14 protein-coding genes are annotated in these 15,166 nt (G+C 60.9%); 3 read left to right on the top strand and 11 right to left on the bottom strand.

The window, feature by feature from the left end; genetic code table 11:
* Positions 1 to 116: 116 nt before the first annotated feature.
* The gene (locus GDN47_RS17900; protein WP_152093931.1) at positions 117 to 2,165 is read left to right on the top strand and encodes an O-linked N-acetylglucosamine transferase, SPINDLY family protein; all 2,049 of its coding nucleotides are present in this window, start codon (positions 117 to 119) and stop codon (positions 2,163 to 2,165) included.
* Between the two features lie 118 nt (positions 2,166 to 2,283).
* Here GDN47_RS17900 and GDN47_RS17895 read toward each other — a convergent pair whose 3' ends face one another.
* The 10 genes from GDN47_RS17895 to GDN47_RS17850 form a co-directional block, all read right to left on the bottom strand.
* A complete protein-coding gene (locus tag GDN47_RS17895) occupies positions 2,284 to 3,285 on the bottom strand; it encodes an ABC transporter permease (RefSeq protein ID WP_152093930.1) in 1,002 nt (333 codons plus the stop codon).
* A gap of 2 nt (positions 3,286 to 3,287) precedes the next feature.
* Positions 3,288 to 4,307 (bottom strand): ABC transporter permease, encoded by a 1,020-nt coding sequence (locus GDN47_RS17890; RefSeq protein ID WP_152093929.1) that lies wholly within the window; start codon positions 4,305 to 4,307, stop codon positions 3,288 to 3,290.
* On the bottom strand, positions 4,297 to 5,847 hold the full coding sequence (locus tag GDN47_RS17885) for a sugar ABC transporter ATP-binding protein (protein WP_152093928.1): 1,551 nt from the start codon (positions 5,845 to 5,847) through the stop codon (positions 4,297 to 4,299). Before GDN47_RS17885 ends, GDN47_RS17890 begins: the two co-directional genes overlap by 11 nt.
* A 63-nt stretch (positions 5,848 to 5,910) precedes the next feature.
* Entirely contained in the window at positions 5,911 to 6,924 is a 1,014-nt protein-coding gene (locus GDN47_RS17880) for a sugar ABC transporter substrate-binding protein (protein ID WP_152093927.1), read from the bottom strand.
* Between the two features lie 195 nt (positions 6,925 to 7,119).
* The gene (locus GDN47_RS17875; protein ID WP_152093926.1) at positions 7,120 to 7,812 is read right to left on the bottom strand and encodes an amino acid ABC transporter permease; all 693 of its coding nucleotides are present in this window, start codon (positions 7,810 to 7,812) and stop codon (positions 7,120 to 7,122) included.
* A 16-nt stretch (positions 7,813 to 7,828) separates the two neighbouring features.
* On the bottom strand, positions 7,829 to 8,536 hold the full coding sequence (locus tag GDN47_RS17870; RefSeq protein WP_152093925.1) for an amino acid ABC transporter permease: 708 nt from the start codon (positions 8,534 to 8,536) through the stop codon (positions 7,829 to 7,831).
* Between the two features lie 56 nt (positions 8,537 to 8,592).
* Positions 8,593 to 9,411 carry an amino acid ABC transporter substrate-binding protein gene (locus GDN47_RS17865; protein ID WP_152093924.1) on the bottom strand — a complete coding sequence of 273 codons (819 nt, stop codon included), beginning with the start codon at positions 9,409 to 9,411 and terminating at the stop codon, positions 8,593 to 8,595.
* Positions 9,412 to 9,425: 14 nt separating this feature from the next.
* The gene (locus GDN47_RS17860) at positions 9,426 to 10,166 is read right to left on the bottom strand and encodes an amino acid ABC transporter ATP-binding protein (protein WP_152093923.1); all 741 of its coding nucleotides are present in this window, start codon (positions 10,164 to 10,166) and stop codon (positions 9,426 to 9,428) included.
* A gap of 8 nt (positions 10,167 to 10,174) precedes the next feature.
* The gene (locus tag GDN47_RS17855) at positions 10,175 to 11,650 is read right to left on the bottom strand and encodes an NAD(P)-binding domain-containing protein (RefSeq protein ID WP_152093922.1); all 1,476 of its coding nucleotides are present in this window, start codon (positions 11,648 to 11,650) and stop codon (positions 10,175 to 10,177) included.
* The gene (locus tag GDN47_RS17850) at positions 11,647 to 12,645 is read right to left on the bottom strand and encodes a LysR family transcriptional regulator (RefSeq protein ID WP_152093921.1); all 999 of its coding nucleotides are present in this window, start codon (positions 12,643 to 12,645) and stop codon (positions 11,647 to 11,649) included. The genes GDN47_RS17855 and GDN47_RS17850 overlap by 4 nt, the downstream gene beginning before the upstream one ends.
* A 162-nt stretch (positions 12,646 to 12,807) precedes the next feature.
* Here GDN47_RS17850 and GDN47_RS17845 point away from each other — a divergent pair, with 162 nt between their 5' ends.
* Positions 12,808 to 13,290 carry a CMD domain-containing protein gene (locus GDN47_RS17845; protein ID WP_113353429.1) on the top strand — a complete coding sequence of 161 codons (483 nt, stop codon included), beginning with the start codon at positions 12,808 to 12,810 and terminating at the stop codon, positions 13,288 to 13,290.
* Complete coding sequence (locus GDN47_RS17840; RefSeq protein WP_113353430.1) at positions 13,287 to 13,862, top strand: peroxidase-related enzyme; 576 nt, start codon at positions 13,287 to 13,289, stop codon at positions 13,860 to 13,862. The genes GDN47_RS17845 and GDN47_RS17840 overlap by 4 nt, the downstream gene beginning before the upstream one ends.
* Positions 13,863 to 14,188: 326 nt before the next feature.
* On the opposite strand, the gene GDN47_RS17830 is transcribed toward GDN47_RS17840, so the two are convergent.
* A complete protein-coding gene (locus GDN47_RS17830) occupies positions 14,189 to 15,166 on the bottom strand; it encodes an aliphatic sulfonate ABC transporter substrate-binding protein (protein ID WP_371864845.1) in 978 nt (325 codons plus the stop codon).

The following is a 15,166-nucleotide window of genomic DNA, read 5'->3' as shown; positions in this document are numbered from 1 at the left end:
AACGGCCGATTCCCGCGGCAGGCTGATGACATGCCGACGGCAACCAAGCACAGTCGAGACATCGGCAGCCATTATGAAAATGGTTGCCTTGCCTGCCGCCAGTTTATGGAATGCCCATGGTCACCAATGATGCTTCAGTCACCAGTCCGGTCATGCCCCTTGCCGGCATCTTGGACCTGGCGCGTTCGCAGCGCCTCTCCTTCAACGACCTGTTCCAATTTGCCGAAACACGAAGTGCCGCCGGGCGGAAGCTGGAGGCGGCGGAGGCTTACAAGGTCTGGATCGCGTTCAACGATGGCCACCCCTACCTGCATCTCGTTTACTTCAACTATTCGGTCACGCTGCGCCAGCTCGGCGACATAGCCGGCTCCATTCAGGCGCTGCGCGCCTGCCTGAAGCTCGATCCGCAATTCGGCCCGGCACACATCAATCTCGGACGGGCATTGGAAGATAGCGGCGTCGCGGCGCAAGCCATCGTGCAATGGCGAAGCTTCGTCGACATGACGGCTGAAAGCACTCCGGACAAGCTCGCGCACCGCCTCATGGCGCTTCAACATATTGGCCGCGTCATGGAAAATGCGGGTCTTTTGGATGATGCCGAAGCGGCTCTTTGGCAGGCTATCGAACTACGACCCGACAAGGGCGAGGCCGGGCAGCATTGGAGCGCCTTGCGACAGCGCCAATGCAAATGGCCTGTTCTGACGTCATCCGACCACGTCTCAACGCGTCAGCTCCTCGATTCCATGTCGCCGCTGACGCTTGCCTGCTATTCCGACGATCCCCTGTTTCAGCTCGCAAGAGCCTATCAATACAACAAATCCTTTGTCGGCCGGCCCGACATAAGCGGATTTCCTCGCAAGATGCCGCGCAAAAAATCCGGAACCGCTCAGCGGCTTCGCATCGGCTACGTATCGTCGGATCTGCGCGATCACGCGGTTGGCTTCGCACTCAGGGAAGTGCTGGAGCTGCACGACAAGCAAAGCGTCGAGATCTACGCCTATTACTGCGGGGAGCCCGTGGAGCAAGACGCCACGCAAACGCGCATGAGAGCCGTCGTCGACTGCTGGCGCGAGATCGCCGCGCTCAACGATCAGGATGCGGCACGGCAGATCGCGGACGATGACATCGATATCCTCATCGACGTCAATGGCTATACCAAGCATGCGCGAACGAAGATCTTCGCATATCGACCGGCCCCCGTCATCGTCAATTTCTGCGGCTATCCGGGCACGATGGGCAGTCCTTTTCATCACTATATCATCGCGGACGAGCACGTCATTCCTCCGGAAAATGAGATCTTCTATTCAGAGAAGGTCCGGAGGATCCCTTGCACCCAGCCAATTGATCGCAAGAGAGCGGTCGCCGAAAAGCCGACACGCCTCGAAGCGGGCCTGCCCGACGGCGCCTTCGTCTTCGCCTGCTTCAACGGCATGCAGAAGATCACGCAGGAGACGTTTGCGCGGTGGATGGAAATTCTCGCGGCAACATCCGACAGCGTATTATGGCTGTTGAGCGGCGGTGGCGATGTCGACGCCCGTCTGCGCCAGGTCGCGGCAAATGCCGGTGTCGCACCTGAGCGTCTCATCTTCGCGCCCAAGGCACCAAACGCTCAACACCTCGCCAGGATTGGCCTTGCCGATCTTTTCCTCGACACGTTCCCCTATGGAGCACATTCGACCGCGGCCGATGCCCTGACCATGGGCTTGCCTGTCCTCACCATTCCAGGCAAGAGCTTCGCAGCACGCTTCTGCCATAGCATAGTCGCGGCTGCCGGCGCGACGCAGCTCATCTGCTCGGACCCGCAAGACTACATAGAAAAGGCGATCGGATTCGCAAAGGATTCAACTAGCCTGAAGAGAATAAGGGCGTCCATGCGGGAACAACGAGACACAAGTGTCTTGCGCGATATTCCAGCCCTCGTTCAGCGCCTGGAGACGCTGTTCTGGCAGATGCAAAGAGAAGCCGAGCAAGGAAACATTCCTCAGCCGGATTTGCGCAACCTCGATGTCTACTATGAGATTGGCATCGGATTGGTGCAAGACCACATTGCCTTTCGCGACGACAGCACTTACAGGCGCGAATATAGAAAGCGGCTGGCCGAATGGCACGACTATTCCCCATTGCAGCGAGACGGTCGCCTCTGGCCTAATGGCACGGTAATCTAGGCATTCCCGTTGGATTTCTCCTGCGTCAATGCCCAAACGCCAAGGTTGCCGAATCTGACGGGCCAGAAGAATCTGACGGATACAGCGGCCGGATTTCCATCACTCTCTGCGGCTTGCCTCACGGGCGGCCAGCCGCTTTCCGGTTCATGAAGCTCAGGGCGAGCACGGTAAAGATCAGTGTTCCCGTACCGACCTGCTGCCAGTAGAAATTCAGATCGGTCAATAAAAGTCCATTGGCCACGATACTGAGCAGCAGCACACCCAGCACGGTACCAGTGACGTTCGGCCGCCCGAGCGGACTGAGCGTCGTGCCGATGAAGGTTGCGCCGATGGCATTCAGCAGAAATGCATTGCCGGAAGACGGGATATAGACGGTGACGGTCGCGGTCAGAATTAGGCCAGCGACGGCCGCGATCAATCCGACCAATACGAAGGTGGCCGCTATATAGGCGGGAGCCGCAATACCGGAATAGCGCACGACACCCGGCTGGATACCGATCGACAGCACGACGCGGCCGAAGCGCGTGCGGGCAAGAATGACCGCGGCGACCGCGATGATGAGGATGGCGGCCACGAGCGGCACAGGGAAACGCCCGATCGTGCCGTGGCCAAGGAAACGGAAAGCCTCTGGTACGCCGTTCGGCGGCAGATAGACGGGATTGCCGCCATTGGTCAGCAGCTGCTGGATGCTGCGGCCGATGAACAGCGTGCCGAGCGTCGCAAGGAACGGCGAGACGCCAATCCCCGAGATCAGCAGCGCATTGAAAGCACCGACAAGCGCCCCGGCCCCCAATCCGGTAAGCGCCGCAAGTGCCACCGGCTGTCCGGCAAGGACAAGCGAGACGAAGGCAAAGCTTGCGAAATCCATCGCCGTTCCCACTGAAAGATCGATGCCGCCAGACGCAACGGCGAAGGTCATGGCGATGGAAACGATGGCAAGCAACGTGAAATTGTTGACCAGGATGCTCTGCAGGTTGGCAAGGGTCAGGAATGTCGGTGTGATCAGGGAAAAGACGGCGAAGACCGCAACCAGAGCGAGGATCAGCCCATAGCGCACTAGGCTGGCGGCGATCAGCCGCGTCAAGCCAATCGTGGCGTGTGCGGAACCATGGAGCGACATGTTCAGGCCTCCTGCCGACGCAACAGGGTGGTCGCGGAGACCACGATGAGAATGAGCAGGCCCTGCACGCCGCTGACCAGCGTGCTCGAAATATTGAGCAGCTGGAAACCGTTGGTGAGGAAGCCGACCAGCAGAGCTGAAAGCAACGTTCCAGTCACTGTTGGAACCAGCCTGCGTGAAAAGACCGAACCGAGCAAAGCGGTGACAACGACGGGCAACAGCATCTCGCCGGAACCCGTCGTGCTGCCGCTCAGGTAGGAAACCGAGAGGATGCCGGCGATGCCGCCAGATAGGCCGCTGGCGACGAATGCGCCGGCAAGCAGGCGACGAAGCGGAAGGCCAGCGGCGCGCGCGGCATCCGGAAACTCGCCGACAGCGTAAAGGCGCAGACCAAGCGGCGTATATTGCACGATCGCCGTCGCAATCGCCGTGAAGCCGATGAGCACATAGGCGAGGATCGGCATGCCGAGGGAGTCCGAAGCAGAAAGCGCCGAGAGGAAAGGCGTTGAAGCCGGAAGGACGGTATTCCCCGTCAGCACCAGTTCCAGGCCGGCAACGACGTTCATGACGGCAAGCGTGGCGAGCAGCGGCACGATACCGGCATAGACCACGGCGATGGCATTGACGGCGCCGATCAGTGTGCCCGTCAGGACCGATGCCAAGATCGCCGTGACGTCACCAAAACCGAGTTGCGTCAGGCTGGCATAGACGGCGGCACTGAGGCCCATATTGGCGGCAAGCGACAGGTCGATGCCGCCGGTGACGACATTGGAGCCGCCGGCGATGAGGACGATCGTCAGTCCGATCGCGAGCACGCCGGAGATGGCTGATTGGCCGAGCACATTGCCGATATTGCCGATGCTGAGGAAGTAAGGCGCGGTCAGCGAAAAGACGATCAGGATGACCCCAAAGGCGATCAGCGACCCGAAGCGCAATGCCGTGGCCGCTATATTGCCGGCCGGCCGGGCAGGTTCTTCTAAGGTCGAAAATCCGGAAGGCGCGAATTCTACCTCAGCCGACATGGCGCTGTCCTTCCGACGATCCGGTGGCTTCGGCGAGCACGGCATCCGCCGTCGTCTCCGACGATATGAATTCCCGCACCACCCGGCCACGGAAGAGCACAAGGATGCGATCTGTGATGCCAAGGAGTTCCGGCAGGTCGGAAGACAGGACTATGACACCGGCGCCGCGCGCCGCGAGTTCGCCGATCAGCGTATAGATCTCGACCTTGGAGCCGATGTCGACGCCGACCGTCGGCTCGTCGAGGAGGTAGACCTCGGAATGGCGACTGAGCCATTTGGCTATCGCCACCTTCTGCTGATTGCCGCCCGAAAGCGTGCGCAGCAAGGCGTTACGCCCGTTGGTCTTTACCTGCAGGCGTTCAATCAGGGCATCGACTTCCCGCCTTTCGCCCTCGCGGTCGAGAAAGCCGAGGCGCGTGAAGCGATCGAGGCTGGAAAGACTGATATTTTCCGCGACGCTGAGGTCGAGCGCGATGCCATGGCGGCGCCTATCCTCGGGCACCAGGGCGATCCTGTTATCCGTCGCGTGACTGGGATTGGCGAAACGGACAGCCTTGCCGCCGATTTCGATGCGACCGAAGGCCGGCCTATCCAGACCGAAGAGAGAGCGGACCAGCTCCTTTGCCCCGGAACCGAGCAAACCAGTGAGGCCCAGCACCTCGCCGCGCCGAAGGGTGAAGCTGACATCCTCGTATCTTCCGGGCGCCGAAAGCCGTTCGACCTTGAGGATTTCATCGCCGGGCGCAACAACCGGCTTCGGAAACATGTCCTTGATGTCGCGCTCGACCATCAGCCGCGCGATCGCTGCGGCCGATGTATCCCGGATCGGCACCGAAGCAACGTCCAGCCCGTTGCGCAGCACGGTGACGTGGTCGCAGAGTTCCTCGATTTCGTTCAGGTAATGCGAGATGTAAATGATGGTCACGCCTTCATCGCGCAGGCGACGGATCAGGCGGAAGAGAATATCGGCTTCGCGACGCACCAATGCGGCCGTCGGCTCATCGAAGACAAGCACCTTAGGCTGATTGAGAAGCGCGCGGGTGATCTGGACGATCTGCTTTTCGGCCGTCGACAATTCACCTACCAGGGCGGTGTTCGGCAACCGGACACCGAAATAATCGTTGAGGATATCGGATGCACGGCGCTGCATCAGCCGGCGATCGAGAAATGGCGTGCCTGGTATGCGCGGTTCCCGGCCGAGAAACAGCGCTTCACCGACCGTAAAAGTCGGCACGAGAAGCCGATCCTGATGAATGAAGTGAATGCCGAGCTCTTCCGCGAGATGCGGGGTCAGCCTATCGAAAGCTTGCCCTTCGATCTCGATCCTCCCGTCATCCGGCTGATGAAGACCGGCAAGCAGCTTGATCAATGTCGACTTGCCCGCGCCGTTCTGGCCGACGAGACCATGGATGGTTCCACGTCTGACGCCAAGCGACGCACCCGCCAGCGCCTGCGCTCCGCCGAAGCGCTTGACGATGCCTTCAAAGCGGATGATGTCGTCTTTTGCCGTCACCGGCTGCTTGAAAGAAATGGCGCTCATCTCGGTCTCCAGCGGACATGTTCCGGGCGATCCAGCCATGGCGGCATCGCCCGGAGCGGACTATCAGCCAATGCCGAGCTTTTTGGTGACCTCGCCGACATTGGCCTTGTTGGCCAGAAGCGCTGGAACGTAGGTCTCGCGCGGCAACGTCTGCCCGGCGAGGAGCTTCGCGACATTGCGGATGGCGGTGCGGCCGATTTCCGCGGGCTGTTGAGCGACGTCGGCGCCAGCGGGCGATTTCGGATCGGCGATGAGCTGCAGCACTTCCGGACTGCCATCGACGCCGTAGGTGCGGATTTCGGTGCGGCCAGCGGCGGCAAGCGCCTGGGTCGCGCCGAGCTGCGGGATGTCCCATGCCGACCAGATCGCCTTGATCGACCCCTTTTCCGGATATTTGTTCAAAATCGTGGTGATCTGGGTGAAAGCGTCCTGCACGGTATTCGGGATGACGTCGCGCAGTTCCGGCTGGAGGATCTTCACCTTCGGGAAATATTTGACGACATTGACCAGCTGGTCATAGCGGATCGCGCAAGGCGTCACGCCGTAAAAGCCGTTGAAGACGACGATATTGCCTTCGCCGCCGATATCGGAGACGAGCTGGAGCGCCAGGTCCTTGCCGATGCCCCAGTTGTCGGAGGTGGTATTGTTGATCGAATTGGTCGAGCCGACGTCGACCGTCAGAACCGGAATGCCGGCGTCGCGCGCCTTCTTCAGCCAGGGGTCGATGACGCTGAGCGTCCCGAGGATCTGAACGATGGCATCCGGCTTCTGAGCAATCAGCGTTTGCAACTGCGAGACCAGTTTGCCGTCATTGCGCCCTGCATCGACGGCGATCGGCTCGCCGCCGAGGCGCTTTACCTCTTCGATCTGGGCATTATAGGCCTGCAGGTCGAAAAAGTGGTCGGTTCCGGTCGCGCTGATGGCGATGCGCTTGCCTTTCAGGGACAGTTCTCCGTCGGCCGCGAAGACCGGCTTCTGCCCGATCAGGGAAGCGCCGGCGACCGCAACTCCGGCCGCTGCGGATAATTTCAACAGCTCCCGTCTTCCCAGACCGCTGTCGGACTTTTCGATGCTCATTGCCACTCTCTCCAATTTGACTTTAGTCTATAAATTAAGTGGACTAACGAGAATGGGGAGAAATGAATTTTCAAAAAGGCGGTCTGGAGAGGAAAGAGTGGACGGCGCGGGTGCTCGTCCCCGGCCGCGGTTTTCAAGGGCGATCAGCCGATGGAGACCGTCTTGTCTTGCCGCGTCGGAAGCGTTGGGTCGAGATCAAGTCCGCACCCTGAGCGCTCGCTCCGTCCTGTCCGCGATCTGGGTTACGGCATAGGCTATCACCATGTAGATCACGACCGCGACCAGGAAGGCCTCGAGATAATAGAAGTTCAGCGCTGCGGTCAGTTGCGACTGCGCGAAGATGTCGACCACCTCGATGGCGAACCCCAGGGAAAGCGCCTTCATGATGACCATGAAGGAATTGGCAAGATCCGGTATCGCCGCGACGATGACCTGCGGAAGCATGACCCGGCGGAAGAGCTGGCTCTTCTTGTAGCCGAGCGAATAGGCTGCATCCGCCTGGCCGGTGTCGAAAGAATTCAGCGCGCCCTTGACGACTTCCGCCTGGAAAGCGGCGACGCAGGCCGTCAGGGCGACGATGAGCGTGACCCAGTTTGGCGTCGAATGGCCGTTATAGTCCACGCCGATCAGCGATGTCAGGAATTGCAGGATCGAGGGAAGGCCATAGTAGGCGAGGAAGATCACCACGACCATCGGCACGCCCTTGAACGCGACCTTGTAGGCGACGACAAGCTGTCGCAAGACAGGGATGCGCCGATATTCCACCATGGCGAACAGGCTGCCTATGATCGTCGAGAAGACGAAGATCGCAAGCGCCATCGCGAGCGTGAGGGGTACCGCACCCAGGATATCCCAAAGATCGGGGAGAAGAACGTCGATATCGAACATGTAGCAACTCCTTCGATCAGACGCTTGCCATCATCGTGGTTCTGCCGCGCTTCGCGCCTGGAGAAAATCTCGCGGAACGAAGCTCGAAAAAGCGGACGACAGACCAGGCGACCAGGCAAAGCAGCGAATAGAGCACCGCCAGCACGAGGTATGTTTCGAACTGGTACTGGTTGTAGTCGCGCTCCATCACAAGGTGTGCGGTCGCCATGACGTCGGCCGCGCCGATATACATGACGAGCGCAACGTTGTGGATCAGGTAGATGATCGAGTTGCCGTAGCCGGGGAGCGCGATGTGAACCGCCTGCGGGCCGAGAACGCGCGTGAGTTTCTGGCGGAACGTATAGCCAAGGCTGTCCGCGGCATCATGCTGGCCGCGTTCGACGGCGAGATAGGCCGGCCGCATGACTTCGGACAGATAGCCTCCGTGATAGAGGCTCAAGCCCAGCATCGCGGCGATGGTCGGAGACACGAAGTCCGCAACGCCGAACACACCCACAAGCACCGGGAGCCCATAAAAGGCGACGAACAATTGCAGGACGACGGGCACGCTGCGGGCATAGGATACGTAGAGATCCGCCAATTGGCTGATCACCGGGATCCTGCGAACCCGAAATGTCGTCGCAATCAAGGCCAGCACGAAGCCGGCGATCATGGCCGTGAACGTGATCGCAAGCGTCAGCGGCAGGGCCGAGAGCAGCTCTGGGATCATGACGGAAAGGTCCACTTCGGAACACTCCTTCTTTCAGTCTTTGGCCTGATCGCCGGGATCTGCGGGCGGCGTTACTTCATGTACGTGGTGATGTCCTCGCCGAACCACTTCTGCGAGAGCTTGGCAAGCGTGCCGTCGGCCTTGAGCTCCTTCAGAGCCTTGTCGATGCCATCGGAGAGGGCCTTGTTCTCCTCGGAGCGATGGACCAGCACGAAGGTCTGATTGATCGCGACCGGCTCGCTCGTCTTGATGTCGAGCTTCTGCTGGTCGATCACGGTCTGCTCGCCAAGGTTGGATGGCAGCACGAGCGCATCGTATTTGCCGTTCTGCACTTCCTTCAGCCGGTCCGGATAGGGAACGCCGGCGCTCGAGGCGGTGATCTCGATCTTGTAAGCCGGGTTTTGCTCCTGCCATGCCGTGGCGAACTTGTAGATGCCGCCGCCTGCGGTGACGGGCACGATCTTCTTGCCGACCAGATCCTTCATCTCGTTGATGCCGCTATCCTTGCGGCTATAGATCTTGATCAAGCTCGCACCGATCGGGGCGTCAGGAATGAGGAACTGCTTTTCACGAGCGGGCGCGCGATAATAGCCGCCCGTCGCGATGTCGTACTTGCCGGTGGCAAGGCCGGTTTCCTGGGCAATGTCGGCCGCACCTTCCATGACGAACTTGTACTGGGGCAGCTTCGCGTTGATCGCCCTCAGCACGTCGGGTTCGTAACCCTGCGGCTCGACGCCGATCGCGCCCCAGGAGAGCGGCTTCGATTCAGCCGCGGTGGCGATCTTGATCGTGCGGACGTCCTCGGCGAACGAGGCGGTTGCGAAGGCGATCGCGACGCCTGCTACGGCGAGACCGAGGCCACGGCGCGAGATTGAACTCATGGAAGTCATTTCAGGCATCCTTTCTACTGGATCGCGCGTTCGGAATTGAGAAACTGAGCGAGGCGCGGGTTGGAGGGTGTATCGAAGATTTCGGCCGGAGTGCCGTCCGCGGCGACGACGCCCCGGTCCATGAAGACGATGCGGTTCGAGATGTTCTTGGCGAACTGCATCTCATGGGTGACGAGGAGCGATGTGATGCCCGAGGACGTCACATCCTTGATCACCTTCAGGACCTCGTTCACCAGTTCGGGGTCAAGCGACGATGTCGGCTCGTCGAACAGCATCACGTCCGGCTTGACCGCCAAGGCGCGGGCGATGCCGGTCCGCTGGAGCTGACCACCTGAGAGCTGGGAGGGATAGTTGTCGAGCTTGTCAGCAAGTCCGACGCGCTCGAGTTCCCGCACGGCGATCGCGCGGGCCTCTTCCTTCGGCTTGCGCTGAACGACCACCAGCGGGTCCATGACGTTCTGGATGACGGTCATGTTCTTGAAGACGTTGAACTGCTGGAAAACCATCGCCGTGCGAAGACGGATCGCCTGCACCGCGGCCTTGTCGGGGCGAGCGTAATCCATGTGGATGCCATCCAACGCGATCGAGCCGGAGGACGGCTTGGTCAGATGGTTGATGCACTTGAGAAGCGTCGTCTTGCCGGTGCCGCTCGGGCCGATGATCGACACCACGTCGCCCCGTTTCACCGACAGGTCCACACCATTTAGAATTTGCGTGCTTCCGTAAGACAGCTTTAGGTTCTTGATCTCAAGCATTGCGGGTCTCAGGTCCTTTCGGAAGATAGTTCGGAAGGCTCCTTGGTATCGTCATCCGCCCATTCGTCACCGAAGAGTTCCGGGGTGTCGAAAGCCTGGAGGTTTTCAAAGTGTTTCTCGCGGTCGGCGACAAAGAGGGCGCGGACAATGCCACGCGCCAGGCGGTCGGCACCTTCGCTGATCGCGGGGATGTCGCCGGTGAGCTTGCCGTGACTGAGTGTCGCCGGAAAATTGAAGCAGTGAATCCTTGCCAGCGTTGGGCACGAGCCCGGCTCCCTTTCGAGGAATTCGAACGCCTCTCCGAGATCGGGGGATCCCTCGAGTTCGGCGTTGGGTATCTCCGCCGGCACCGGGAAGCGATCGCGCCACAAGCGTATATGTGGGCCGAAGGCGGCAAGCTCCGGTCGATTGCTCAGGTCGATCTTGAAGCCCGTTCCAAAGATCAGGAAGTCGACGGGATAGCTGGCCTTCGGCGTCGTCACGATGACGTGGTCGCCTTCCTGCTCCAGCCTGCTGATCGGGCTCTCAAGATGGAGATGGGCTTGCGGGAAGGAACTGACGCGCAAGACGCTCGGCCGCGGCGGCGGCGTCTGCTGGGCCATGGCATAATTGAGGAAGCGCCACTTCCACTCATCGGGAAGGCCGGCGAATCCGTGCACGACGCCCTGGCTGCCGATGCCGGTGAACTTGTTGATCCGCGGCAGCTCCCTGCGGCGCACGAACATGTCGAGGCGCGCCGCACCGGCTTCGAGAGCGGTCGCGGCATTGTCCATCGCAGAGGCGCCGGCACCAATCACGCCTATCCGCTTGCCGCGCAGCATCGCGAAATCGATGTCGTCAGCGGTATGCGCCCAGAACTTGCCACCGATGCTTTTCGCGATATCTGGCACGAACGGGCCGCCCAAACCATCGCGGCCGGTCGCCAACACCGCATGACGCGCAATGATCGTCTCCTTGAGGCCGTCCTCAATGCAGACAAGATCAAGCATTCCGTCCTTGCGTGGGAGGATCGCATCGACTGTGACGCCGTTGCGGACGGGAAGCTCGAGCACCTTACGGTACCAGATCAGATATTCCATCCACATCTCACGCGGCGCGCGGTCGAGCACGACCCACGCCTCCCGGCCGAAGCGCGCTTCGTAGTAGGCGCGAAACGTCAGGGCGGGCAGCCCCATCGCCGGACCGGTGAGCTGCTTGGGAGAGCGTAGCGTTCGCATTCGGGCGAAGGTGACCCAGGGTCCCTCGCGACCCGCGGGTGCCTTGTCGAGCACGACATGGTTGGCGACACCCAGCCTCTTCAGCATCGCGGAGGCGACGAGCCCGGCCATGCCCGCGCCAATGATGACGACATCCACGACAGGCTGACCGTCGATCACGCGCAGCGGCACCCAGGATTTGGCCGGCAGTTCCAGCCAGGCGAGATCCTGCCGCAGCCGCGCCTCAAGAGCATCGAGACCGTCCGGCAAGATGGAAAGGTCGCTCATATCGACGCTCCCTCAGGTCTCGCGGTTTGCCCGTAAATGGTATCGGCCAGCGCTTCCGCGCCGCTCGAGTCGAACAGGCGGCAGCCTGGCATCGTCAAAGCCACCGTGCGCGCCGCCTCGATCACTGCCGTGATCGTCGATGTGAGCGGCAGCGCGGCGGGCGATATCGCACCGAAGAGAAAGGGGATGGTGTGATCGAGCACGCGCATCACGACACCGTCAAGCGGCACGCCGACGACGGTCGCCGGCTCGACGATGCCAACCCCTAGTCCTGCCCGAACCAACGACAGCGCCGTCAGTGAAGCATTGACGTCGATAATCCGGTCCGGCGAGACCCCTGCCCGTTCCAGTGCCTCATCGACTCGATGCCGCAAGCGATATGGATTTGCCAGGGTGATGATGCGGCGATCGGCGAGATCGGCAAGACGCACCACGTCACGGTCGGCGAGCGGATCGCTCGCGGCGATGGCGACGACACATGGCGCCTCCGCGATCCAGTGTATTTCGAGGCCCGGATGTTCGAGCGGCAGGCTTGCGATCCCCAAATCCGCCGAGCGGGCGAGCACTGCCTGGACGACGTTTTCGGCCGCAAGCGCCTGCACATGTAGATGACGCGGGATCAGATCCGGGGCAACGGCCGCGAGTGCCCGCGGCAGAACGCCCGCCGCAAGCGACGGCGTTGCCGCGATCGTCAGCGTGGGTGGTTCATCACGACCGATCGCCTCCGCGCGCTCACGGATATGTGTGAGACTGGCAAGATGGCGCTCGACCTCGGAATGAAATAGCACGCCTCGCGAGGTCGGCGTGATCCGTGGACCGCTTCGATGCAGGAGCGCATAGCCGATATCGGCTTCCAGATCCTGGATGAGCCTGGTGACCGCCGGTTGCGATCGGCCCAGCAAGCGCGCCGCCCCGGTCACGCTACCCGCGGAAATCACGGCCGCGAAGGCCTCAAGTTGCCGAATATCGAAAGAGTTAGAATGCATAATTGACATGAAGCACTCCTCTTAATGCGAGTAAAGCATATGAATTCTCACTTGGCGATCGGAATTAGATAATTATTCTGCATGCAAGTCGCTTAATCATTATCATTTGACATAATGGTGTGTCACGCCTACCTAGATGCTGCCCCCAAAGACGCACCCGAGGAGCCTGTTTTGACACTCATCGAAACCCTAGTCTCCGTGAAGCCTGGCTCCGCGCTCGCCGAAGCCATGGAAAAGCGCGCTGAGATCCTGCGCCTGAGCGAGGCAGCCCATGACGCGGTGCTGCTGCCACGCGATCCCGGCGGTCTGTCCCATGGACTTCGGGCGGCGCTTGCCGCCCGCATGGCCCGGCAAAATCACAACGAGGCGCTGGCGCGCCACTATGATGCTCTCGTGGAGCGGGCGGGCGAAACCGCGATTGCCCCGCTCTCCTCACCTGGCACGACCGTGGAGGACCCACGCGCCGCCGAGATCGTTCGTCACGCCGACCGGCTGACCGTCGCACCGAGGGAGGCGAGCCGGGCGGACATAGAGGCATTGCGCGCCAGCGGCGTGGCCGATGCCGACATCGTCCGCCTCTCCGAACTGGCAGCCTTCGTGAACTACCAGGTGCGCGTCATCGCGGGATTGGCATTGATCGGAGCAAGACAATGAGCGAGGTCGTCCATGCCTTCACCACCAAAATTCCGCGCTGGCAGCCTTATGTCGTTCCAGTCGACCTCGAGACCGCGACCGCGGAACAGCGCGCGGCCATGCAGGTGACGCCGTCCAACAAGGGCATTTCGCCCTATGTCCTGACGCTCGCGCACGATCCGGAATCGCTGAGCGTCCGCTCTCCACTGTTCAATCTGATCATGTACGGAAAGGATGGGCTTGCTTCGAGCGAGCGCGAACTGGGCGCGACGGCCGCGTCCATCGTCAACCACTGCGTCTACTGCGCCGCGGTTCACGCCTCCCGCTTCATCAGCCAGACCAAAAGAACCGACGTGATCGAAGCAATCTTCACGGACGGCCTGGATGCGGAACTCGACGAGCACCTGCAGGCGATCTTTGATTTTTCCGCACGCCTGTCGCCAACGCCGCCCGAAGCCACGAAAGCAGATGCGCAGGCATTGGCCGACGTGGGCTTGTCTGAATTGGAATCCATCGATCTCGTCTTCTCGTCGGCAATTTTCGGCTGGGCGAACCGCCTGATGCATACGCTCGGCGAGCCGGTGACCGATTAGGTCGGATAGACCGAAATATGGACCATGAGCCCCAGGACCGCATCCGCGGCTCTGGTGATCCGCTTGTCATCACCGTCTGGCGATGCGGCCGCGGAGGTTGCTGGCAAGGCCTCCCATCATTTGACGAGACCAAGCGCCGCCGCCACGTGCCCCAGCCGTTGTTTGCTTGCCGGACGATCGTAGATTCGGCGCTTGCCCTCATGTGATTGCCCCTCGATCGAATGGACGATGGTGACTATGGGCACGCTCTTCCGGTATGAAAGGCCAATATGTTTGATCGCGGCTGCCGCGCCACACGACAGCCTTGCCGCCATGCAGGCCCGTTTTCAAGCGGAGAGGAACAATGTCGCGTCGAAATATTTTTCCGGTGGCAGCGGATCCTTGATGGTTCCGAAATCGACGAACATCTTGTTGAATTCACCCAACCACTTCGTGACACTGCCGTCCTCGGTGAACTTGTTCAGCTCGCCGCTCGTTAGAAGTTTTCGGCTTTTCGCAACCTTGGCCGTCGCATCGGGAGGCGATTGCGTAAAGGCGACCGTCAACTCAATCGAATGATCGAGATTGGCAACCCTGTAGTCCATGGCCTTCTTGATGACCTTCAGGAAGCTCTTGGCAAGATCGGGATCGCTTTGGATCGTCTCGTTGCGCGCCACGAAGGTGTTGATGAACGAGGTATCGGGATAGAAATCCTTGTTCGAGGCCAGCTCCTTCATATCGGGGACACGTGGTTTGATCGCATCGATCAAGGGATACCAGATGCCCGCCGCATCGATCTGCTTGGAGGAGAATGCAGCCACGACGGTGCTCGGATCCATCGGGACGACCTGCACGTCCTTGATCGTCAGGCCAGCCTTGCCGAGAGCCATGCGCAGGATCATCTCTCCGGATGTGCCTTGTGGGACACCGACCTTCTTGCCCTTGAGATCGGCGATCGAGGTAAATGCCGCCTGGGCGATGACGCGATCGCTGAACCCGATATCGTTGACGCCGAGCACCTTGGCATGGCCGCTGGCCGGAAGCCACAGCGCGCCCGGCCCGATCGTCCCGAAATCGAGGCTTCCCGCACCCATGGCCTGGATCTGAATGGGACCATTGGTGAACACCTTCAGGTCCGGCTCCAGCCCTTCGGCCTGCCAAAGCTTCTGATCGTTGGCAATCGCGAACAGGCTCGAATTGGGAAAGTCGGAGAGATAGCCGATCCGGATCGGCTTTGAGGCCGCGCGGGCCGACCTAGCGATCATAGGCATCGCGGTGGCGGCCGTCAGAGCCGCGGCCGTCGTCAATAAACTGCGTCTCGTCAG

It is taken from the genome of Martinezella dioscoreae (genome assembly GCF_009176305.1).
Classification (GTDB): domain Bacteria; phylum Pseudomonadota; class Alphaproteobacteria; order Rhizobiales; family Rhizobiaceae; genus Rhizobium; species Rhizobium dioscoreae.
This window is presented reverse-complemented; position numbering and strand designations above follow the sequence as displayed.